This is a genomic window from Streptomyces lasalocidi, from assembly GCF_005280215.1.
GTDB classification, from domain to species: domain Bacteria; phylum Actinomycetota; class Actinomycetes; order Streptomycetales; family Streptomycetaceae; genus Streptomyces; species Streptomyces longwoodensis.
The window spans coordinates 7,269,245-7,289,916 of the sequence record NZ_SZNQ01000001.1 but is presented as its reverse complement, the minus strand read 5'-3'; the positions used below and the strand labels follow the sequence as shown (position 1 = coordinate 7,289,916).

At 74.7% G+C, this 20,672-nt stretch carries 17 protein-coding genes; 7 read left to right on the top strand and 10 right to left on the bottom strand.

What is annotated here, in order from left to right:
• The first annotated feature begins 27 nt into the window (after positions 1-27).
• Entirely contained in the window at positions 28-2,826 is a 2,799-nt protein-coding gene (locus E4U91_RS32950) for a SpoIIE family protein phosphatase (RefSeq protein WP_174867894.1), read from the top strand.
• A gap of 144 nt (positions 2,827-2,970) precedes the next feature.
• Positions 2,971-4,335, top strand: coding sequence for an FAD-dependent oxidoreductase (locus tag E4U91_RS32945; RefSeq protein ID WP_137310198.1), 1,365 nt, complete (start codon positions 2,971-2,973; stop codon positions 4,333-4,335).
• A 63-nt stretch (positions 4,336-4,398) separates the two neighbouring features.
• Here the strand turns inward: E4U91_RS32945 and E4U91_RS32940 are convergent, their stop codons facing one another.
• Positions 4,399-6,192 (bottom strand): serine/threonine-protein kinase, encoded by a 1,794-nt coding sequence (locus E4U91_RS32940; RefSeq protein ID WP_137310197.1) that lies wholly within the window; start codon positions 6,190-6,192, stop codon positions 4,399-4,401.
• A gap of 299 nt (positions 6,193-6,491) precedes the next feature.
• Here E4U91_RS32940 and E4U91_RS32935 point away from each other — a divergent pair, with 299 nt between their 5' ends.
• Positions 6,492-6,962 carry a hypothetical protein gene (locus tag E4U91_RS32935; protein WP_137310196.1) on the top strand — a complete coding sequence of 157 codons (471 nt, stop codon included), beginning with the start codon at positions 6,492-6,494 and terminating at the stop codon, positions 6,960-6,962.
• Positions 6,963-7,318: 356 nt separating this feature from the next.
• The gene (locus tag E4U91_RS32930; protein ID WP_137310195.1) at positions 7,319-8,524 is read left to right on the top strand and encodes a hypothetical protein; all 1,206 of its coding nucleotides are present in this window, start codon (positions 7,319-7,321) and stop codon (positions 8,522-8,524) included.
• Positions 8,525-8,535: 11 nt separating this feature from the next.
• Here E4U91_RS32930 and E4U91_RS32925 read toward each other — a convergent pair whose 3' ends face one another.
• Both E4U91_RS32925 and E4U91_RS32920 read right to left on the bottom strand, forming a co-directional pair.
• A complete protein-coding gene (locus E4U91_RS32925) occupies positions 8,536-9,222 on the bottom strand; it encodes a maleylpyruvate isomerase N-terminal domain-containing protein (RefSeq protein ID WP_137310194.1) in 687 nt (228 codons plus the stop codon).
• A 108-nt stretch (positions 9,223-9,330) separates the two neighbouring features.
• Complete coding sequence (locus tag E4U91_RS32920) at positions 9,331-10,416, bottom strand: hypothetical protein (protein ID WP_174867893.1); 1,086 nt, start codon at positions 10,414-10,416, stop codon at positions 9,331-9,333.
• A gap of 315 nt (positions 10,417-10,731) precedes the next feature.
• Between E4U91_RS32920 and E4U91_RS32915 the strand changes: the two genes are divergently transcribed.
• The 3 genes from E4U91_RS32915 (at position 10,732) to tgmB (ending at position 12,463) form a co-directional block, all read left to right on the top strand.
• Positions 10,732-11,073 (top strand): YkvA family protein, encoded by a 342-nt coding sequence (locus tag E4U91_RS32915; protein ID WP_137310193.1) that lies wholly within the window; start codon positions 10,732-10,734, stop codon positions 11,071-11,073.
• Positions 11,074-11,265: 192 nt separating this feature from the next.
• Positions 11,266-11,457, top strand: a complete 192-nt coding sequence (gene tgmA, locus E4U91_RS32910) for a putative ATP-grasp-modified RiPP (protein WP_137310192.1) — start codon at positions 11,266-11,268, stop codon at positions 11,455-11,457.
• A 16-nt stretch (positions 11,458-11,473) separates the two neighbouring features.
• Positions 11,474-12,463 (top strand): ATP-grasp ribosomal peptide maturase, encoded by a 990-nt coding sequence (gene tgmB / locus E4U91_RS32905; RefSeq protein WP_137310191.1) that lies wholly within the window; start codon positions 11,474-11,476, stop codon positions 12,461-12,463.
• 64 nt (positions 12,464-12,527) lie between these two features.
• Here tgmB and E4U91_RS32900 read toward each other — a convergent pair whose 3' ends face one another.
• From E4U91_RS32900 to E4U91_RS32870, 7 genes are all read right to left on the bottom strand, one after another.
• The gene (locus tag E4U91_RS32900) at positions 12,528-14,300 is read right to left on the bottom strand and encodes an ABC transporter ATP-binding protein (protein WP_137310190.1); all 1,773 of its coding nucleotides are present in this window, start codon (positions 14,298-14,300) and stop codon (positions 12,528-12,530) included.
• A gap of 98 nt (positions 14,301-14,398) precedes the next feature.
• Complete coding sequence (locus tag E4U91_RS32895; protein ID WP_137310189.1) at positions 14,399-15,256, bottom strand: aldo/keto reductase; 858 nt, start codon at positions 15,254-15,256, stop codon at positions 14,399-14,401.
• Positions 15,257-15,490: 234 nt separating this feature from the next.
• Entirely contained in the window at positions 15,491-16,756 is a 1,266-nt protein-coding gene (locus tag E4U91_RS32890) for an ABC transporter substrate-binding protein (protein ID WP_137310188.1), read from the bottom strand.
• Entirely contained in the window at positions 16,753-17,892 is a 1,140-nt protein-coding gene (locus E4U91_RS32885) for a branched-chain amino acid ABC transporter permease (protein WP_137310187.1), read from the bottom strand. The genes E4U91_RS32890 and E4U91_RS32885 overlap by 4 nt, the downstream gene beginning before the upstream one ends.
• Positions 17,885-18,781 (bottom strand): branched-chain amino acid ABC transporter permease, encoded by an 897-nt coding sequence (locus E4U91_RS32880; RefSeq protein WP_137310186.1) that lies wholly within the window; start codon positions 18,779-18,781, stop codon positions 17,885-17,887. Before E4U91_RS32880 ends, E4U91_RS32885 begins: the two co-directional genes overlap by 8 nt.
• Positions 18,778-19,581, bottom strand: a complete 804-nt coding sequence (locus tag E4U91_RS32875; RefSeq protein ID WP_137310185.1) for an ABC transporter ATP-binding protein — start codon at positions 19,579-19,581, stop codon at positions 18,778-18,780. The genes E4U91_RS32880 and E4U91_RS32875 overlap by 4 nt, the downstream gene beginning before the upstream one ends.
• On the bottom strand, positions 19,578-20,471 hold the full coding sequence (locus tag E4U91_RS32870) for an ABC transporter ATP-binding protein (RefSeq protein ID WP_137310184.1): 894 nt from the start codon (positions 20,469-20,471) through the stop codon (positions 19,578-19,580). The genes E4U91_RS32875 and E4U91_RS32870 overlap by 4 nt, the downstream gene beginning before the upstream one ends.
• Positions 20,472-20,672 lie beyond the last annotated feature (201 nt).

The following is a 20,672-nucleotide window of genomic DNA, read 5'->3' as shown; positions in this document are numbered from 1 at the left end:
GGGGCGGGGCGGTGTAGACATGGGCACATGGCCCGACCCCTGGGGCGCTCGGATCCGTCGTCGGCCCGTCGTCCCCGCGGACCGCGTGACCGGCCCGTGCCCGGGCGCGCCCGGCCGCCGCGTGAGCGCCAGGTGACCCGGGAGCGGGCGTCCGTCCGCGCGGCACGGCTGGCCGAGCGCACCCGGCCGGACGACACCGGGCGGCGGTCGCGGCTCGGCGGGCTGAGCCTGGCCGCGCAGGTGTTCGTGCTCCAGGTCGTCATCGTGCTCCTGTTGATCGTGGCGGCGGTCGTGGCGCTGGTGCTCCAGGTCCGGCACGACAGCACCCAGGAGGCCCGCAACCGCTCGCTGGCGGTCGCCGAGACCTTCGCCAACTCCCCCGGGATCGTGCAGGCGTTGGCGAGCCCCGACCCGACGGCGCTGCTGCAGCCGAAGGCCGAGGCGACGCGCAGGGCCGCGCACGTCGACTTCGTCGTGGTGACGAACACCGACGGGATCCGCTACACCCATCCCAAGCCGGACCGCATCGGCAAGAAGTTCGTCGGCGACATCGCGCCCGCGCTGGCGGGGCAGTCGGTGGTGGAGGAGGTCGACGGGACGATCGGTCGGCTGGTGCAGGCCGTCGTCCCGGTGCGGGGCCCGGGCGGCCGGGTGGTGGGACTGGTGTCGGCGGGCATCACCACCCAGCACGTGGGGGGCACCGCCGACCGGCAGATGCCGCTGCTGCTGGGCGCCGCGGCCACCGCGCTCGCCCTGTCGATCGGGGGCACGGCGCTGGTCAGCCGGCGGCTGCTGCGCCAGACGCACGGGCTCGGGCCGCGCGAGATGACGCGGATGTACGAGCACCACGACGCGGTGCTGCACACCGTGCGCGAGGGCGTGATCATCGTCGGCGGCGACGGCCGCCTGCTGCTCGCCAACGACGAGGCGCACCGCCTGCTGGACCTGCCCGACGACGCCGAGCGTCGGCACGTGCGGGAGCTGGGGCTGGATCCCGGCACGGCCGACCTGCTCTCCTCGGGCCGGGTCGCCACGGACGAGGTGCACCTGGTCGGCGACCGGCTGATCGCGATCAACCAGCGGCCCACCGACCTGGCGGGCGGCCCGCCCGGCAGCGTGGCCACGCTGCGCGACTCCACCGAGCTGCGTGCCCTGTCCGGGAAGGCCGACGCGGCCCGTGAGCGCCTGGACATGCTGTACGCGGCGGGGGTGGGCATCGGCACCAGCCTGGACGTCACGCGTACCGCCGAGGAGTTGGTGGAGCTGGCCGTGCCCCGGTTCGCGGACTTCGCGACGGTGGACCTGTTCGACGCGGTCCTGGACGGGGACGAGCCGGAGCCGGGCAGTGTGCTGCGGCGCACGGCCGTGACCGGCGTCCGCGAGGGGGCGCCGCTGTACGCGGTGGGCGTGCAGATCCGGTTCGTCGAGACCTCCCCGCAGGCGCGGGGCATGGCCCAGGGGCGTGCGGTGCTGGAGGCCCGGCTGGCCGAGTCGCCGGGCTGGCGGGCGCAGGACCTGGAGCGCACCGAGCAGGTCGTGGACTTCGGCATCCACTCGCTGATCGCGGTGCCGGTGCGCGCGGGCGCGCTGGTGCTGGGCGTGGTGACCTTCTGGCGGTCGGAGCGTCCCGACCCGTTCGACCGGGAGGAGGTGGCGCTGGCGGAGGAGCTGGTGACGCGGGCCGCGGTCACCATCGACAACGCGCGCCGCTACACCCGTGAGCACGGCATGGCCGTCACCCTCCAGCGCAGCCTGCTGCCGCGCACGCTGCCCGAGCAGAACGCCCTGGACATCGCCTACCGGTACCTGCCCGCGCAGGCCGGGGTCGGCGGCGACTGGTTCGACGTGCTGCCGCTGTCCGGGGCCCGGGTGGCGCTGGTGGTCGGGGACGTGGTGGGGCACGGGCTGCACGCGGCGGCCACGATGGGCCGGCTGCGCACCGCGGTGCACAACTTCTCCGCGCTGGACCTGGCGCCGGAGGAGCTGCTGGGGCTGCTGGACGAGCTGGTGGCCCGCATCGACCAGGACGAGACGGCGGACGGCACCACCGGCCCGGTCTCCGGGGCGACCTGTCTGTACGCCATCTACGACCCGGTGTCCCGGCGGTGCACGGTGGCCCGGGCGGGGCACCCGCCGCCCGCGCTGGTGCGTCCGGACGGGCGGGTGGAGTACCCGGAGGTGCCGGCGGGCCTGCCGCTGGGCCTGGGCGGGCTGCCGTTCGAAACGGCGGAGCTGGAGCTGGACGAGGGCAGCCGCCTGGTGCTGTACACCGACGGGCTGGTGGAGGACCGGGAGCGGGACATCGACGCCGGGCTGGCCCTGCTCAGCGGGGCGCTGGAGCGGGGGTCCGACGCCTCGCCCGAGGAGACGTGCCGGGTGGTCCTGGACGAGCTGCTGCCGCCCCGCCCGAGCGACGACATCGCCCTGATCGTGGCCCGTACCCGGGCGCTGGGCCCGGACCGGGTCGCCGAGTGGGACGTGCCGATGGACCCGGCTGCGGTCGGCGAGGTGCGCGCCGCGGTGGTCCGGCAGCTGGCGCGCTGGGAGCTGGAGGAGCTGTCGTTCAGCACGGAGCTGATCCTGAGCGAGCTGGTGACCAACGCGATCCGGTACGGCGGTGCGCCCGTGCGGGTGCGGCTGCTGCGGGACCGGGCGCTGATCTGCGAGGTCTCCGACGGGAGCAGCACCTCGCCGCACCTGCGGTACGCGGCGATGACCGACGAGGGCGGGCGCGGGCTGTTCCTGGTGGCGCAGCTCGCGGAGCGCTGGGGGACGCGCTACACGCCCACCGGCAAGATCATCTGGGCGGAGCAGACCCTGTCGTGAGCGGTCCGACACACCCCCAGGGGCCCTTTGGGCAGCCATAAAACATGCTTATGACCTCATAGACCGGACCCGCGTACCGACTTAGGCTGCCCTTAGCTTAGGCTTCCCGACGAGCGATCTTTCGTCTCTCGAAGGGAACCTGTCATGCCCCGCCCCCTGCGGGTAGCCATCGTCGGAGCCGGCCCGGCCGGGATCTACGCCGCCGACGCGCTGCTCAAGTCCGATGCGGCCACCGACCCCGGTGTGTCCATCGACCTCTTCGAGCGGATGCCGGCCCCGTTCGGACTGATCCGCTACGGCGTGGCCCCCGACCACCCCCGCATCAAGGGCATCATCACCGCCCTGCACCAGGTGCTCGACAAGCCGCAGATCCGCCTCTTCGGCAACGTCGACTACCCGACCGACATCACCCTCGACGACCTGCGCGCCTTCTACGACGCGGTGATCTTCTCCACCGGCGCGACGGCCGACCGCGAGCTGCCGATCCCGGGCGTCGAACTGGACGGGTCCTACGGCGCCGCCGACTTCGTCTCCTGGTACGACGGCCACCCGGACGTGCCGCGCACCTGGCCCCTGGACGCCGAGAAGGTCGCGGTCCTGGGCGTCGGCAACGTCGCCCTCGACGTGGCCCGCATCCTCGCCAAGACCGCGGACGAGCTGCTGCCGACGGAAATACCGCCGAACGTCCACGAGGGCCTGAAGGCCAACAAGGCGCTGGAGGTCCACGTCTTCGGCCGCCGGGGTCCGGCGCAGGCCAAGTTCAGCCCGATGGAGCTGCGCGAGCTGGACCACTCGCCGAACATCGAGGTCGTCGTCGACCCCGAGGACATCGACTACGACGAGGGCTCGATCGCCACCCGGCGCGGCAACAAGCAGGCCGACATGGTCGCCAAGACGCTGGAGAACTGGGCGATCCGCGACGTCGGCGACCGCCCGCACAAGTTGTTCCTGCACTTCTTCGAGTCGCCCGCCGAGATCCTCGGCGAGGACGGCAAGGTGGTCGGCCTGCGCACCGAGCGCACCGAGCTGGACGGCACCGGCAACGTCCGGGGCACCGGCAGGTTCACCGACTGGGACGTCACCGCCGTCTACCGCGCCGTCGGCTACCTCTCCGACAAGCTGCCCAAGCTGCCCTGGGACCTGCGCACGGGCACGGTCCCGGACGAGGGCGGCCGGGTCATCGAGGAGAGCGGCGCGCACCTGCAGTCCGTGTACGTCACCGGCTGGATCCGGCGCGGCCCCATCGGCCTCATCGGCCACACCAAGGGCGACGCCAACGAGACGGTGTCCAACCTGCTCGACGACCACGCCCACGGCCGTCTGCAGGTCCCCGCCTCCCCCGAGCCCGAGGCCGTGGACGCGTTCCTCGCCGAGCGCGCGGTGCGCTACACCACGTGGGACGGCTGGTACCGGCTGGACGCCGCCGAGCGCGCGCTGGGCGAGCCGCAGGGCCGCGAGCGCGTGAAGCTCGTCGAGCGCGAGGACATGCTCCGCGAGAGCGGCGCCTGACCCGGCGCGGTCCGCACGTGAGCACGACGGCCCGACCGGGCACGGGTGCCCCGCCCGCCCCGGTCAGCCGCCGCGCGGATAGGTGTTGGTGACCTTGCCCCGGACCGTCGCGGACAGGTGGCCGGAGCCGTAGGCGTCGGCCAGGTAGACGCCCAGGTAGGGGTCGGTGTCGAACACCGTGGAGGCCGGCTGCACCACGACGTAACGGGCGGTCGGTGACGGCACCTTGAGTGTGCGGGCGGCCTTCGCGAGGAGGGCCGGGACCGCGTCCCAGTCGTAGATGTCCGGGTCCACCGGGACCTCCCCGCTCATCACCGTGCCGCCCGGTCCGCTCTTGACGGCGACGTCGGCGCCGGCGTCATAGCGGTAGGAGTCGTACAGCTCCGGGTTGCCCTTCACCGGCACCCCGGCGATCGCGTACTCGCCGTACACGGCGAGGCTGGTGAACTTCTCGCCGCCCGACGCCGCCTTGATCTTCGCCACGGTCGTGCGCAGCCCCTCGGCGGTCAGCAGGTCGGCCGGGGCCGTGCCCTCGTCGTCGGCGGCCGGGGTGGCGCCGCCGGTGGCTCCCGCCGTCCCGCGGCCCGTTCCTGGGCCGGCACCCGTCGTGCGGCCGCCGGCCGAGGTGCTCGCACCGCTGCCGCTCGACCCGGGACCGCCCGTCCCGTCGTCCGGGAGCAGCGTCCACACCAGGGCGCCCGCCAGGGCGACCCCGGCGACGGACGCCGCGACGGCCGGCATCCGCGCGCGCCGGGCGGGACGGCGGTCCGCGGGCACGCCGACCGTGACCACCGGCCCGCCCGGCGAAGTTCCGGGACCGGGCGGCGTCAGGTGGTACGAGGTCGGCGCGGCGTCCGCGGGAACGGACGGGCCGTACGGGGAGCCGTGGGGCGCGGGGCCGTACCCGGGCCCATGAGGCGCGGAGCCGTACCCGGGGCCAGGGGACGGCGCTGTGGTCGCCGGGGGCGGGACGGCACTCGGAGCCGGGCCCGGACCGGTGGGGGTCCCGCCCGCCGCCGCCTGTCGTGCCTCGGCGAGCATCCGGTCGACCGTCTCGGCGTCGGGGCGGGCCTGCGGGTCCTTGACGAGCAGGGCCGACAGGACGGGGGTCAGCGGACCGGCCCGCCGGGGCGGGGGCACCTCCTCGCTGAGGACCGCCGCGAGCGTGGCCAGGGTGGAGGAGCGGCGCAGCGGGTGGTGGCCCTCGACGGCGACGTACAACATCATCGCCAGGGACCACAGGTCGGCCGCGGGGCCGCCGTCCTTGCCACTGACGCGCTCGGGCGCCATGTAGTCCGGTGATCCGATGACCGCACCGGTGGCGGTGAGGCTGGTGTGCTCACGGATCGCGGCGATGCCGAAGTCCGTGAGCACGGGTCTGCCGTCCGGGCGCAGCAGCACGTTCGGCGGCTTCACGTCCCGGTGTTCGATCCCCACCGCGTGGGCCGCGCGCAGCGCCGCGAGGACCTCGCGCCCCAGGCCGGCCGCCTCCCCCGGGGTCAGTGGCGCGCGCTCCAGGCGGTCCTGGAGGGAGCCGCCGGTGACGAGTTCCATCACGAGCCAGGGGAACGTACCCTCGCCGCCGTCGACGACGTGGTGGATGGCGACCACGTTCGGGTGGTGGACGCGGGCCAGCGCACGGGCCTCGCGCAGCACGCGCTCGCGCAGCAGCCGGGCGGCCTGCGGGTCGTGCTCGGCGAGGCCCGGGTCCGAGGGCCGGACCTCCTTCACGGCCACCTCGCGCAGCAGGACCAGGTCACGGGCCCGCCACACCAGGCCCATCCCCCCGCTCCCCAACCGCTCCAGCAGTTCGAAGCGGCCGTCTATCACCCGTGCGCCGGATCCCCCTGTGCTCATGGAGGGAGCCTAGAGCGCGCCGCGCGCGGACGCGTACCCGGATCGGGTAGGGAACGGACCCGTACGTGCGCGTGTGCGGGGAACGAGAACGGGCCGGTCTGCTGTGAAGCGGGGTTTCTCCGGGTATCTCTCCCTCAGCGCACCTGCGCGCAGCACTCCCGACGACAAAAGGACACATGGCCTTGGCTCTCGCGTACCCTGACGCTCCCTCAACTCGCCGCCCGGGTCGGTCGTGGACGATCCGGGTGACGGGGCACCGCGACCGGAGCGCCTCCGTCACCTGCTCCTCGGGCTGTCGCATGCCCGCCCGTTCGCGGGACGTCGCCGCCCTGCGCCGTTTCGCCGAAGCCCATGCCGCCGCGCACGCCCGGGCGGCCACCGTCCGCCCCGACGCGTCCTGCGGCTGCCGGCAGTCCAAGTGTTCCGCGCACGAGGGCGCCCGCGTCACCTGTGCGGGCACGGTGGTGCTGGTCCTGCGGCACGACCCCGCCGTGGGCCAGGTCTGGACGCTCACCGAGGTGTGCTCCGCGTGCGCCCCGCTGATGACCCACGCGCGCGTGGTCGCCCTCGCCACCCCGCGCGCCCGACAGGAGGTGCCGGAGTCGCCGCAGCCGGTCGTCGAACGCCCGGTCGCCGGGCCCGAGGTGGTGGCGGCTGGCGCGGAGGCCCGGGCCGTGCCCGGCGGGTTCAGCGCACCGGCCGCCGTGGCCGCCGTCCCCGCCGAGGATGCGCGCCGGGGTGGTGGGCTGCGCCGTCGCCGCGGCCGGTGACGCGGAAGGTCGTCCCGCACGGCCCCGGACCGGCCGTGCGGGCGAGCGGGCAGGACCCGCCCCGACGCGGATGGATGGGCGGGCCCCGTCCGCCCGGACGATTGTGGTGAGCGCGCGCCGCCGTCGACACGGGTGCGCGCGCCCCGGCTGGAGTGCGCCGCGCGCGCCCCGCACGCACCGTGCACACCCCGTGTGTGCGGTACGGGCGTCGCCACCGCCCGGGTCCCCTGCGTGCGCGGCGCCGTGGCCACCACCCGGGCCCCCGCTCCGGCCGGGCCCGCCCCCCGCGTGATCGAGTGCGCGTGACCACGAGCAATACTGGAACGCGCACGCCGCCCCCTTTCCCAGATGGACTCATGCCGACCTCTTCCACCGCCCTTCCCGCGACGCCCTCCACGGTGTGGCTGGCGCGGGGCCGCCACACCGGATCCGCCCCGGCGCAGGAGCTCCTGGAGAACCTCCGGCGCCTGAAGGACGAGGGCGGGATCCAGGACTTCATGGAGCTGTCCGAGGACGAGCGCGCACCGGGCCTGCGGGTCTTCGAGGCCCGCTGGCTCGTCCCCGACCAGGTGACCGTCCGCGCCCGGCTCGAGCTGGCCGAGACCGCGGGACTCCAGAAGGACCACACCTGGACCCTGGCCGCCGAGGCCGAGGCGCCCTGGGGCCGGCGGTGGCCCTCCCCCGCCACCCAGTTCTGGCCGGCGGAGACGGGCGCCGGGGCGGACGGCGACTGGGACCACGCGCCCGGCCCGGGGCTGCGGTTCCGGCACGTCAACCCGCTGCCCGACGACGACAAGGAACTGCGCCGGGTCCTCAGGGGCGCGCTGCGCGACGACTGGAACGTCCACCTCGTCGTGCACGAGGCGATGACGCCGGACGCGCGGGGCCGCAAGCCCCTCGTCCGGTTCCTGCCGCCCGGCGTGCGCGACCGCGTCGTGGAGCACCGCGCCGCGCCGCACCAGCTGCGCGCGGTCAACTGGGCGCTGCGCGACTCCGGCGCGGAGGTGCCGCGGGGCGGGGCCGTAGTGCTGCCCGGTACGACCGGTGCCCTGGACACCGGTGCCGCCGACCCCGCCGACTTCGCCGTGCGGACCGTGTTCCTCGACGGGTCGGAGCCGTCGGAGCTGGTGGAGGCGGTCAGCCGGTTCGCGGCCGTGGTGAAGCCGCTGCCCGAGGGCGCCGGGGAGGTGCTGACCGCGCTGCGCGAGGAGTGGCACCTGCTGACGCTGGAGGAGGAGCTGGCCCGGCAGCGGCAGTTGGTGACGATGTACGCCGAGGCGCTGGAGGCGATGACGAGGTCCCGCGACCTCTACCGGGACGCCGCGGAACAGGCCCACGAGGCGCTCGCGATCTACCGGGAGCACGCCGAGACCCCCCTGTACCAGCCGCGGGGCGAAGAACCGCAGCCGGCCGTGCGCTCCGGCGGCTCCCCCTTCCAGCAGCTCACCCGCACCCTGGAACGCCTCAGGGACTCCGCCAAGTCCCTGCGGCCCCCGGCGGAGGGGAAGCCCACCGCCGAGAACGCCGGTCCCGCCGACCCGACGCCGTCAACACAGCGCTAGGGCTGGCGGGTTCAGGAGAACAGCGGGAAGCGGTCCGCGTCGGCGCCCAGGGCGGCCCGTTCGGCGTCGGTGAGCGGGGCCCGGCCGGTGCCCACGCGCGCGTAGTGCTCGTCCGTCCACTCCACGGGTGCGGGCCGTCCGAGCAGTCCGTCCAGGGTGGCGCGCACCGTCGTCAGGGCGGCCGGGGCCGGGCGGGGGGCGTCCGGCAGGTGGACGACCAGGTCGAGGTGGTGCACGGCGGCCTCGACGGCGAGCGTCGCCATCAGGTCGCCCACGGTCAGGACGTGCCCCTGGGTGGCCACGCACCGGTCGGAGGGCGTCGCCGCCGTGGCCCGTACGGTGGCCGCGGCCGTCTCCAGGTACAGCGCGCGCAGCTGCCGGAAGTCCAGGAACATGCTCGCGGCGACCCGGTCGAAGCGCCGCCCGTCCGCCGCGCCGACGGGATCGTCCCCCCAGTCCCGCCAGTACGTCACGGCGTCCCGGTCGGGCGGCCCCTCGGCGGGGGTGTGCAGGGCGACGAGGGCGCGCCGGGCGTCTCCGACGCAGTGGAAGACCAGGTCACGGACGGCCCAGCCGGTGCAGCCGCTCGGTGCCCAGGACTCCTCGTCGCCGAGCCCTCCGACGACGGCCGCGAAGCCCTGGTAGGCGGCACGCAGGGCCCCTGCGGCGCCGGAACGGGGGTGCGGGGGCGTGGTCATGACGGCCAGGGTAGACCGGGGCGGAGCGGACCCGCCGGGGTCGGGGCCGAGGCGGACGGAGGACGGCCCCCGCCGGCATGGCGGGGGCCGTCCTCCGTGCGGCGTGGGTCAGCGTGTCTCCGCGGGGAGTTCGGGGCGGACCGGCACGGCGCGCGGCAGGGGCTGCTGGAAGGCCAGCAGCAGGGCCGACAGCGCGGCCAGTGCCGCGCACACGGCGACCGCGCCGGCCAGCCAGGGCGGGGCGGCGGTGACCCGCACCACGTCGGACAGGGCCGACGGGCCCATCCGGTCCACGAGGAGTTCCCCGGCGGCCAGGACCGCGGCCACCACCACGGCGCCGGCGAGCACCGCGAGGGCGGGCCGGACCAGCAGGACCATGGCCAACATCCCGCACAGCACGGAGGCGCCGAGGGCGATGCCGTAGGCCTGGCCGGTCGCGCCGACCGCGTGCAGCGGCAGGAACGCGGCGCAGCACAGCACGAGCAGCGCCCCGGCGAGCCGGCCGGGCCACAGCGAGGTCTCCTCGGCGCCCCGCGCGGGCCTCGGGGCCGCCGCCGTACGCTCCCGGCGCGGGCGGACCTGCGGCGGGTACGGCTCCTCCGCGTGCATCGCGGGGAACAGGTCGTCGTCCTCGGGGGCGGGGAACGGCCCGACGGTCCGCTGCGGCGGCTCCGGACGGCTCAACCGGCCGATCAGGTCGACGAGTTCCCCGACCGGCCGGCGGGTGGCCGCCGCCCGGACGGCCTCCTGCTCGCAGTGGGGCTCCAGCGCGGCCCGGCGCAGCAGTTCCATCAGCCGGGTGACGTCCTCGACCGGACGGCGCTCGGCCGCGGCGCGGATCACCTCGTCGGCGCCGTCGGCCGGCCGGGGCGGCTGGGTGAGCAGGGTCACGAGCCGGGCGACGTCGTCCACGGAGCGGTTCACCCCGGCGGCGCGCAGCGCGTCGCCCACGGCCCCGGCGTGCTCCGGGGACTGTTCGAGCAGGGTGATGAGTTCGGCGACCTCCTCCAGCGGCCGGTCCACGACGGCGGCCCGGACCAGCCCGTCGACCGTGTCCGCGCCCGCCAGGTCGAGGGGGCCGCGCACTGCGTCGGCGGCCGGGAGACCGTCGGGCGGGGAGGAGGGGAGGGAGGACACCTCGCTCGCGGGTATGGCGGCGGGATACGAGGGGACTGACGGTGAGCGGGTGGTCATGGTGGCTCCATGGGAGGTTGCGGTCGGTCCTGCGCCCCCGGTGTGCGGTACGCGACTACGCCTGCCATGGGACGTCCCCGCACGGCACCGCGCCACTCGGGTGCGCCACAAGGATGAGGAGTGCCCGAGCGGCACTGCGGCCGGGAGCACGCTTCACCGACCGTCAGAAACGGCCTTCGCGACCCCCCGACGGGTGGAGTACGGCGGCCCGTGCCATACGGGGGCGGAGCGCGGGTACTTCCTCAATGGGGCCCGCGACCGGCGGTGCCCACGGGGTGCCGCCGCCGGCGGCACCCGGACTGGGGGGAGGGTCCCGTGGACACGACCACCATCGTGCTCGTCATCGCCGCGCTCCTCGCGGCCGTCGTCCTCGCCGTCGCGGTCCGGCTGGCCGTACGGCTGGTCCGCACCCGGCGCGACCTGCGCCGGGCCGGGCTTCCGACCGGGCGACGCTGGGTCTTCTGGGGCGCGCTCCTGTACCTCGTGCTGCCGACCGACCTGGTGCCCGACCCCGTCTACCTGGACGACATCGGGGTGCTGCTGCTGGCCCTGCGCAGTCTGCGCGCCCCGCTCGCCCCTCTCGCCGAACCGGAGCCCGAGCGGCGCCGGACGGTGCGCGCCACCGCGCCCGGCCACCGGCCGGGCCGCTCCCTCTGACGTCGAGTCAACCTCCGCGCCCCCTTCCGCCGTCTCAGGACCGGGGCGTCGAACGCGTCGTGATTACTCAGTGTAAGGAAACCAATCACCCGTTCGATTCGTATAAGTAAGAGGAAGCCCAGAAGATCAGCGGGCGAAGCGGCGACACGGCAACGACGGCTCGGTCGGCGCAGCACCGAAAAGGGAGAGACGATGCAACCGTTCGCGCTCAACTACGCACGCCCGGCGGCGGAGTTGGAGGTCACCATTCCGTACGCCTACGACTCCGGTCTGCAGTTGAACGTACTCCTGGACGGCCGGATCGCAGCCTCGGACCACGCCCTGCTCCGGGAGCTGGGGACCACCACCTCCACCGCGGGTTCGAAGACCCACTTCGACGACTGAACGCGGTCCGGCGTCGATGACGGTGCTGATCCTGACCAGTGAAGAAGACGTGACGGCGGACATGGTGGTGGTCCACCTCAACGCGTCCGGGGTTCCCGTGGTCCGGCTGGACCCCGCCGACCTGACCGGCGGGGTCGCCCTCTCGGGCGAGTACGTGCACGGGGCCTTCCGCGCACACCTGTGGGCCTCGGGACGGCTGGTCGGCATGGAGGGGCTGCGGTCGGTGTGGGTGCGCCGGCCGGGTGTGCCCGCATCCCGGGTGCCCGAGCCCTCCGGCTGGCTGAGCGAGGAGTCCTCGCAGGCCCTGTACGGCATGCTGCGCGGGACCGACGCGCGCTGGATGAACCACCCGGACGCGTCCCACCGGGCCCGGCACAAGCCGTGGCAGCTGCGGCTGGCGCAGCGCTGTGGGCTGCCCGTGCCGGCCACGCTCATCACGACGTTCCCGCAGGCCGCGCGGGACTTCGCCGCCCGGTTCCCGGACCTGGTGGTCAAGCCGGTGTCGGGGGCGCACCCGCAGGAGCCGCCGCGGGCGGTGCCCACCAGCCGGGTGGCGCCGGACACGGACTTCACGGCGGTGGCGTTCGGGCCGACCCTGCTGCAGCGGCGGGTCGCCAAGCGGGCGGACGTCCGGCTGACCGCGGTCGGCGAGCGGCTGCTGGCGGCGCGCAAGGCGACGCCGCCGGACGCCGATCCGGACGAGGTCGACGTGCGCTTCGCCTCGGCGGCGACGCCGTGGACGCCGGTGGAGGTGCCCGCGCGGGTCGCCGAGGGGGTGCGGGACTATCTGCGGCAGGCGGAACTGGCTTACGGTGCCTTCGACTTCGCGGAGGACGCGGACGGCACCTGGTGGTTCCTGGAGTGCAACCAGTCGGGCCAGTTCGGCTTCGTGGAGGTGGAGACGGGCCAGCCGATCGCCCGCACGATCGCCGAGTGGCTGGCGGGCCGGGAACCCGAGGCGGGAACGGCCTGCGGGGGCGGCACCAGCGGCGCGCTGTACCGCTGAGGGACGCGGGGTCCGTGGCGGCCGTGGGGTCGGCCGTGGCGTCCCGGCCCCCTCCCCCGCCGCCTCAGGCCACCTGCCCGCCGTGCAGCGCCGCGTACGCACCGCCCCGGCGCAGCAGGTCCTCGTGGGTGCCGACCTCCCGGATGCGGCCGTCGTCCATGACGACGATGCGGTCGGCGCCGCGCACCGTCGACAGCCGGTGGGCGACGACGAACGTGGTGCGCCCGCGCAGCAGCCGGCCCAGGGCCTCCTGGACGAGCGCCTCGGAGCGGGTGTCCAGCGCGCTGGTCGCCTCGTCGAGCACGAGGACCTTGGGGTCGCGGATCAACGCGCGGGCGATGGCGAGGCGTTGGCGCTGGCCGCCGGACAGGCGCGCGCCGCGCTCACCGACCAGGGTGTCCAGGCCCTGCGGCAACCGGTCGACGAACTCCAGGGCGTTGGCGTCGCGCAGTGCGGCGCGCACCGCCTCCTCGTCGGCCTCGTCCTCCATGCCGTAGGCGACGTTCTCGCGGATCGTGCCGTCGAAGAGGATCGACTCCTGCGGGACGACGGAGACGAACCGCCGGTAGGTGCGCAGGTCCAGGCCGCTCATGTCGGTGCCGTCCAGGAGCAGCCGGCCCGAGGTCGGCCGGATGAAGCCGATGACCAGGTTGAGCACGGTGGACTTGCCGGCGCCGGACGCGCCGACCAGGGCGACCGTCTCGCCGGGAGCGACCTCCAGGGTGAAGTCCTGCACGGCCGGGCGGCCGTCGTCCTCGTACGCGTGGCCGACGCGCTCGAAGGCGACGGCTCCGTGCACGGCGGTGACCTTCGCCTTGCCCTCGTTGTCCTCGAGTTCGGGCGCCTGGAGCACCTCGCCCACCGAACGCACCGACTCCAGGCCCTTGGTGATGACCGGGGCCAGACTGGTCAGCGTGGTGGTGGAGTTGGTGAGCGTGGTCAGGAAGGCGCTGAGCATGACGACGTCGCCGGGGGTGACGCCCCAGGCGCCGTAGTACGACACCAGCGCGGCCGCGGTGAGGACGGCGACGCCGATGACGTTGAGGACCACCCAGGCCAGCGAGCCGAAGCGGCCGTTGACCAGGTCCAGGCGCATCCCGGAGGTGAGCAGCCGGCTCAGGGTGCCGTCCATCCGGCGCAGCGCCTTGCCCTCCAGGCCGTGGGCGCGGGTGACGGGGATGAGCCGGGTCATCTCGGTGACGCGGGAGGAGAGGGTCTCCACCTCGTGCCGGAAGTGCTCGTTGTGGGCGCGCAGCCGGGACCTGAGGCGGGCCACCAGGAGCGTGGCGGCGGGGACGACGACGAGGAACACGGGCACGAACTCGGGGGTGCGCACGGCGATGATGACGAGTCCGCCGATCAGCACGGTGGTGGCGCCGAGGCCCTGTTCGGCGGTCTGCTGGACCATCTGCTCGACCGTCTCGACGTCCCGGACGACCTTGGCCTGCAGGACGCCGGCGCTGACCCGGGAGTGGTAGCCGATGGACAGTTGCTGCATGCGGGTGCACAGCGCGGAGCGCAGCGTGGTGCCCATGCGGCGGACGCTGCCGTAGAGCAGGCGGACGTACAGCACGTGCAGAGGGTAGTTGACCAGCAGGATCACCATGATGACCCCGGTGGCCGTCCACAGCCGGGAGACCGGCTGGTGCTGGACGACGGTGTCGATGATGGACGCGGTGATCAGCGGCAGCAGCCAGATCGGGCTGTGCTTGACCGTGAACACGACGACCGCCGCGACGAGGTGGCGGCGGTCGGCGCGCAGCAGGTAGGCGAGTGTGCGGATGGGGTGTTCGCCCCGGTAGCGGTGGTCGAGCGGGCTGGCCGGCGTCGACGCCATGAGCGGTGGTCCCTCCCCGGGTGCCAGGTGTCGGCAAGGGCTTTCCCCGCCCGCCGGGGCTCACCGTGCACCTGGCGGGGGCGGTGCCTGCCGGGCTGTCAGACGGCGTCCAGCTCCGCCAGTTCCGCGGCGTCGAGCCGCAGTTCGGGCGCGGTCGCCGAGTCGCGGATCGTCTCGGGCCGGCTGGCGCCCGGGATGGGCACGACCACCGGTGACTTCGCGAGCATCCAGGCGAGGCAGACCCGCTGCGGGCTCACCCCGTGCGCCTCGGCGATCCGGGCGAACGGCGCGTAAGCGGAGCCGAGTTCGGCGGCGCGGGAGATGCCACCGAGCGGGCTCCAGGGCAGGAAGGCGATGCCCAGCTCGTCGCACAGGCGCAGCTCCGGCTCGCTGGAGCGGAAGGCGGGCGAGAACTGGTTCTGCACGGAGACCAGCCGGCCGCCGAGGACGTCGTTCGCCTCGCGGATCTGCTCGGGGTTCGCGTTGGAGACGCCGGCCATGCGGATCTTGCCCTCGTCGAGCAGGTCCCGCAGGGCGCCGACGGACTCGGCGTAGGGCACCCGGGGGTCGGGCCGGTGGAACTGGTAGAGGCCGATGGCCTCCACGCCGAGCCGCTTCAGGGACTCCTCGCAGGCCCGCTTGAGGTGGGCGGGGCTGCCGTCGAGGGTCCAGCTGCCGTCGCCGGGGCGCAGGTGGCCGCCCTTGGTGGCGACCAGCACGTCGCGGCCCCGGTCGTGGCCGGCGAGGGCCTTGGCGATCAGGGTCTCGTTGTGGCCGACCTCGTCGGCGTCGCGGTGGTAGGCGTCGGCGGTGTCGATGAGCGTCACTCCGGCGTCCAGCGCGGCACGGATCGTGGCGAGGGAGCGCTCCTCGTCGGGCCGTCCCTCGATCGACATGGGCATTCCGCCCAGTCCGATCGCGCTGACCTCCACGTCACCGATACGGCGGGTGTGCATGGGCTGTCGACCCCTCTCGGCTCTTTCGGCTGTCGCACGGACACGGTGAAGTCCCCCGCGCCCCGCGGGCGTCTCGGGACACCGGCCCGCGCTCCAGCCTCTCGCCGCGCCGCGCACAGGTCCAATGGAGGAATCCGAACGCATTCAGCACGCACACTGCTGAATCCCGGCCCGTGTGAGGGACACGGGCCGGGACACACCCCCCTCGTCGGCGGCTCAGGGGGGAGGTGGTGGTCAGCGGCTCGCCAGGTACTCCTGCGCTCCGGGAACGTCGTGCGCCTGCTCGACCTCGACGAGGCCGCCGACCGCCTGGGCGTCCGGCTTGAGGACGTACGTCTTCAGGCTCGCGGGCCGGTCGACGTCGGAGAAGTCCTGCGGGGTGCCGAGGCCGGTGTCGGCGTTCTTCTGCGACCGGTGCGCCTCGACCACGTCCTCGCGGGCGAGGCTGCCCGCCGCGCACGCCTTCTTGAGGTCGGCGCCCAGCAGTTCGGCGGCGTTGTACCCGGACAGCACACCCGAGTCGACCAGCGCGCCCGGGTACTTCTTCTGGTAGGCGGCGACCATGCGGCGCACCCCGGGCAGGTCCGAGCTGACGGCGGGCGCGGCGCTCACCACGTTCAGCAGGCCGGCCAGCGCGGGCGCGGCCGGGGTCTTCATCAGCTGCGGGGCGAAGCCGGGGGCGCTGCTGACCACGGGCACCTTCAGGCCCTTGGACGCGGCGACGCCGACCAGCGACGCGGTCTGCGCGGGTCCGGCGCTGATCAGCACGGCCTTCACGCCCGCCGCGCGCAGCGCGGAGACCTGCGCGGACAGGTCGGTGTCGGTGGCCTTGATCTTCTGTCCGACCACCTTCAGGCCCGCCTTGCGCGCGGCCCAGGTGGAGCCCGCCAGGGCGTTGGAGCCGTAGTCGCCCTCGAAGTAGACGTGGCCGATGCTGTCGCCCTTCTTCAGGCCCTTGGTGCGGGTGAGGAAGTCGACGGCGGCGATCATGTCGACGTCGTAGGTGGTGCCCAGCACCTGCACGGACGAGTGGCCGAGCAGGGAGGCGGCCCACGCCTGCGGGAAGGTGAGCAGGTGGTCGCGCTCGACGTCGTCGAGGAGGGCCGCGACCACCGGGGAGCCGATGACCTGCGGCAGCGCCACGACGTCCGGGGCGATGTCGGCGTACGCGGTGACCGCCTTCTGCACGTCGTAGCCGTGGTCCTTGACGACGATCTCCACCTTGCGGCCGCAGATCCCGCCGTCGGCGTTGGTCTGGTCGGCCCACATCTGCTGGGCCTGGACGATGCTCTTGCCGAGGGTGGCGTAGGGGCCGGTCAGGTCGGTGAGCGCGCCGAGCCGGACGGTCTTCGCGCTCACGCCGGGGCCGCCCTTGACGCCGTCGGCGCCGTCGGACGTGCCGCTGTCGTCCGCCTTGGAGCTGCATCCGGTGGCCGCGAGGAGCAGCGCGGTGAGGGCCGAGGCGAGGGCGAGGCCCGGGGTGCGGTGGGTGACGTTCACGGGGTGTGCTCCTTGGTTCGTACGGCGGAGGCGGACGGGGTGGGGGCCGGGGCGGGGCCGGGACCGGTGGCGGACGGCGGCCGGTCCGGGCCCGTCCGGCGGCGCAGGCGGGCGCGCAGCCGGCGGACGAGGCCGTGCAGGCCGTCGGGGGCGAAGAGGAGGATCACGACGATGGCCGCGCCGTACAGGTAGCGGGCCGCCTCGGTCGGGCCGACCCCGCCGTCGGTCGTGCCGGGCGAGGCCACCAGGGGCAGTTGGTCGGCGTAGCGGGTCATCAGCAGCGGCAGCGCGGTGACGAACACGGCACCCGCGGTCGCGCCCGCGACCGAGCCGAGACCGCCGATGACGATCATCGCCAGGTAGTCCACGGAGAGCGTGAGGCCGAAGTAGTCCGGCACCACGCGGCGGAAGGCCAGCGCCAGGAACGCCCCGGCGAGCCCTGCGTACATGGAGGAGACGACGAACGCGGCCGAGCGGTAGCGGGCGACGTCGACGCCCATCACGGACGCGGCGGTCTCGCTGTCGCGCAGGGCGGTCAGCGCCCGGCCGGGTCGGCCGCGCAGCAGGCCGCGCGCGGTGCACCAGGTGAGCGCGAACAGCGCCAGGCCCAGGTACCACAGGCGTTCCTCGGCGCCGAACGGCACGCCCAGGACGACGAGTTGCGGCTCCAGGTCGAAGGCGAACGACCCGACGGTGAGCGGTGGCACGGAGCGGCCGTTGAAGCCGCCGGTCACCGAGTCCGCGGTGAGCAGGACGTGGTGGCCGAGGAAGACCAGCGCCAGGGTGGCGACGCCCAGGTAGATGCCCTTGACCCGTCCGGCGACGGGGCTGAACAGCCCGCCGGCGGCACCGGCCAGCAGCACGGCCAGGAGCAGCGCGAGCAGCGGCGGCAGCCCCAGGCCGGGGTCACCGGCGAACCACGTGTAGCCGTACGCGCCCACGGCAAGGAAGAAGGCGTGACCGAGGGAGAGTTGGCCGGCCGTCCCGCACAGCAGGCCGAGACCGACGGCGCCGATCGCGGCGGCCATCGAGAACAGGCCGATGCGCAGCCAGAACGCGTCGAGGTAGAACGGCAGGGCGACGAGCAGCAGGGCCGGCGGCAGCAGCCGGGCCGTGGTGCGGATCGGGTCAGACACGGACCGCTCCCTTCGCGCCGAACAGCCCGGTGGGCCGCACCAGCAGCACCGCGATCATCACGGCGTACGGGGCGACGTCCCCGACGCCCTCGCCGAGGACGTGCAGGTCGGACTGGTAGCCCGCGACGAACGCCTCGGTCAGTCCGATGACGAGGCTGCCCGCGAGGGCGCCGGCCGGGGAGGCCATCCCGCCGAGGATCGCGGCGGGGAACGCCTTCAGGGCGATCTGCCCGGTGGTGCGCTCCAGGCCGGGCGCCGGGAACGCGGCGAGGAACACCGCGGCCAGCGCGGCGAGCGCACCCGCCAGGCACCAGGCGAGCATCCGCACCCGGCTCAGCCGTACGCCCATCAGCGCGGCCGCCTCGGTGTCCTCGGCCGCCGCGCGCAGCGACAGGCCCCACGGGGTGAACCGGAACAGGGCGAACACCGCCCCGATCACCACGGCGGAGACCGCGATCGCGGCGATCCGGCTGTCGGCGACGGTGACCGGGCCGACCTCCGTCACCGCGTCGCCCCAGGGGTCGCCGAGGGACAGCAGGTCGCCGCCGATGCGCCGGGACAGCTCGGTCACCAGGACGATGTCGATCCCGATGGTGACGATGGTCTGCACGGGGGCGGCCGCCTGGTCCGGGCCGCCGCGCTGGAGCAGCAGCCGGTCGACGGCGCCCGCCAGGACGCCGGTGGCGAGGACGGCCACGGCGAGGGCGCCCGCGAAGCCGAGGTCGTCGTGCAGGACGGCGACCAGGTACCCGCCGAACAGCAGCAGCGAGCCCTGGGCGAAGTTCAGCACCCCGGACGCCTTGAAGATGACGACGAAGCCGAGGGCGACGAGGGCGTAGACCGCGCCGAGGGCGAGGCCGCTGAGGGTGTTGTCCAGGAATGCGGTCATGCCGCGTCCTCCTCGTCCGCGCCGGTGCCGAGGTAGGCGCGCAGCACCTCGGGGTGGCGGCGGACCTCGTCGGGGGTGCCGTGGGCGATGGAGCGGCCGAAGTCGAGGACGGTGACCTCGTCGGCGAGGCGCATCACCAGGCCCATGTCGTGCTCCACGAGGACGACGGACAGACCCAGTTGCTCGCGCACGGTGCCCACGACCTCGGCGGTGCGCGCGCGTTCGGCGCCGTTCATGCCGGCCACCGGCTCGTCGAGCAGCAGCACGCGCGGCTCCAGGCACAGGGCGCGGGCCAGTTCCACGCGCTTGCGGTCGCCGTACGACAGCAGTGCCACGGGCGCGTCGAAGTGCGCGCCCAGGCCGACGAGTTCGGCGATCTCGCGGGCGCGGGCCAGGTGCTCGCGCTGCTCGCGCCGTGCCCCGGGCAGGCACAGGGCGCTGGCGGTGAACCCGGCCCGCGACAGGGCGTGGCGGCCCAGCATGAGGTTGTCGGCGACCGTGCCCGCGGTCGTGACGATGTTCTGGAACGTCCGGGCCACGCCCAGCGCGGCGATGCGGTGCGGTGGGCGTCCGGTCAGCTCCGTGTCGCCGAGCAGGACGCGTCCCGCCGCCGGCCGGCACAGGCCGGACAACACGTTGAAGCAGGTCGACTTGCCGGCGCCGTTGGGGCCGATGAGCGCGTGCACCGAGCCGGGGGCGACGGTGAACGACACGGTGTCCAGGGCGGTCAGTCCGGCGAAGCGCACGGTGACGTCCTGCACGGCCAGGGCGGGCGGCGGTGCGGTGGTGCGGTCGTTCACGCGGCCCCCTGGTCGCGGTCGCGGGTGGGGTCGGTGACCGGGCGGCCGGCGTCCGGGGCGGCGGCGGCAGCCGGTGCGGTGGTCGTCCCGCCCGTCGCCCCGCCCGTCGTCCCGTCCTTCGTCCCCTCCGTCGTCTCGCCGAGGTAGAGGCGGCGTACGGCGTCGGTGCGGGCGAGGTCGTCGGCGGACCCGGAGAGCCGGATCTCACCGACCTCCAGGACGTGGGCGTGGTCGGCGAGGGAGAGGGCCATGCCGGCGTTCTGCTCGACCAGCAGCACGGCCGTGCCCTGGGCGTTGATCTCGCGGACCACCTCGGCGATCCGGTGCACCATGAGCGGGGCGAGCCCCAGCGAGGGCTCGTCGAGGAGCAGCAGGCGCGGCGCGGCCATCAGGGCCCGCCCGATGGCCAGCATCTGCTGCTCGCCCCCGGACAGCAGCCCGGCGGCCTGGCGGCCGCGTTCGGCGAGCACCGGGAACAGGCCGAACACGCGGTCGCGGGCCTCGCGGACCTGCGCGGGCGCGCGCCGGCCGAGGCCGAGGCCGCCGCTGCGGAGGTTCTCCTCCACGCTGAGCCCCGCGAACACCCGTCGTCCCTCGGGGACCTGCACGACGCCCGCACGGACGGCGGCGACCGGGTCGCGGCCGTCGAGCGGGGTGTCGCCGTAGCGGATGCGGCCGGCGGTGACCGTGCCGCGGTGCAGCCGCAGCGTGCCGGAGACGGCGCGCAGGAGGGTGGTCTTGCCGGCTCCGTTCGCTCCGAGCAGGGTCACGATGCCGCCGTACGGGACGGTCAGGGACACGGAACGCAGGGCCGACACGGCCTGTCCGTACATCACGTCGACGTCCTCGACGTGCAGGGCCGGCCGTTCCTGCGGTGGTGCTTGGGGCATCGCGGCTCCTCGGGTCCGTGCCGGTGCGGCACGGCGCTTCGGGGGGAAGGGGTGCTCACGACAGCACGGCGGCGCGGACGGCGACAGATCGCGGGGCGGGATCGCTGCGCGGGCCCAGCGGCCGGCGGGGCGGGCTGTGCGGGTGCCCAGGGGCCGAGGGCGGGTGCGGGCAGCGGAAGAGGGCCGGGGGCGCCGGTCGGC

Coding starts and splice junctions, on each gene's coding strand:
- E4U91_RS32950 (WP_174867894.1), top strand. CDS start 28: ATGGCCCGACCCCTGGGGCGCTCGGATCCGTCGTCGGCCCGTCGTCCC.
- E4U91_RS32945 (WP_137310198.1), top strand. CDS start 2,971: ATGCCCCGCCCCCTGCGGGTAGCCATCGTCGGAGCCGGCCCGGCCGGG.
- E4U91_RS32940 (WP_137310197.1), bottom strand. CDS start 6,192: ATGAGCACAGGGGGATCCGGCGCACGGGTGATAGACGGCCGCTTCGAA.
- E4U91_RS32935 (WP_137310196.1), top strand. CDS start 6,492: ATGCCCGCCCGTTCGCGGGACGTCGCCGCCCTGCGCCGTTTCGCCGAA.
- E4U91_RS32930 (WP_137310195.1), top strand. CDS start 7,319: ATGCCGACCTCTTCCACCGCCCTTCCCGCGACGCCCTCCACGGTGTGG.
- E4U91_RS32925 (WP_137310194.1), bottom strand. CDS start 9,222: ATGACCACGCCCCCGCACCCCCGTTCCGGCGCCGCAGGGGCCCTGCGT.
- E4U91_RS32920 (WP_174867893.1), bottom strand. CDS start 10,416: ATGACCACCCGCTCACCGTCAGTCCCCTCGTATCCCGCCGCCATACCC.
- tgmA (WP_137310192.1), top strand. CDS start 11,266: ATGCAACCGTTCGCGCTCAACTACGCACGCCCGGCGGCGGAGTTGGAG.
- tgmB (WP_137310191.1), top strand. CDS start 11,474: ATGACGGTGCTGATCCTGACCAGTGAAGAAGACGTGACGGCGGACATG.
- E4U91_RS32900 (WP_137310190.1), bottom strand. CDS start 14,300: ATGGCGTCGACGCCGGCCAGCCCGCTCGACCACCGCTACCGGGGCGAA.
- E4U91_RS32895 (WP_137310189.1), bottom strand. CDS start 15,256: ATGCACACCCGCCGTATCGGTGACGTGGAGGTCAGCGCGATCGGACTG.
- E4U91_RS32880 (WP_137310186.1), bottom strand. CDS start 18,781: ATGACCGCATTCCTGGACAACACCCTCAGCGGCCTCGCCCTCGGCGCG.
- E4U91_RS32870 (WP_137310184.1), bottom strand. CDS start 20,471: ATGCCCCAAGCACCACCGCAGGAACGGCCGGCCCTGCACGTCGAGGAC.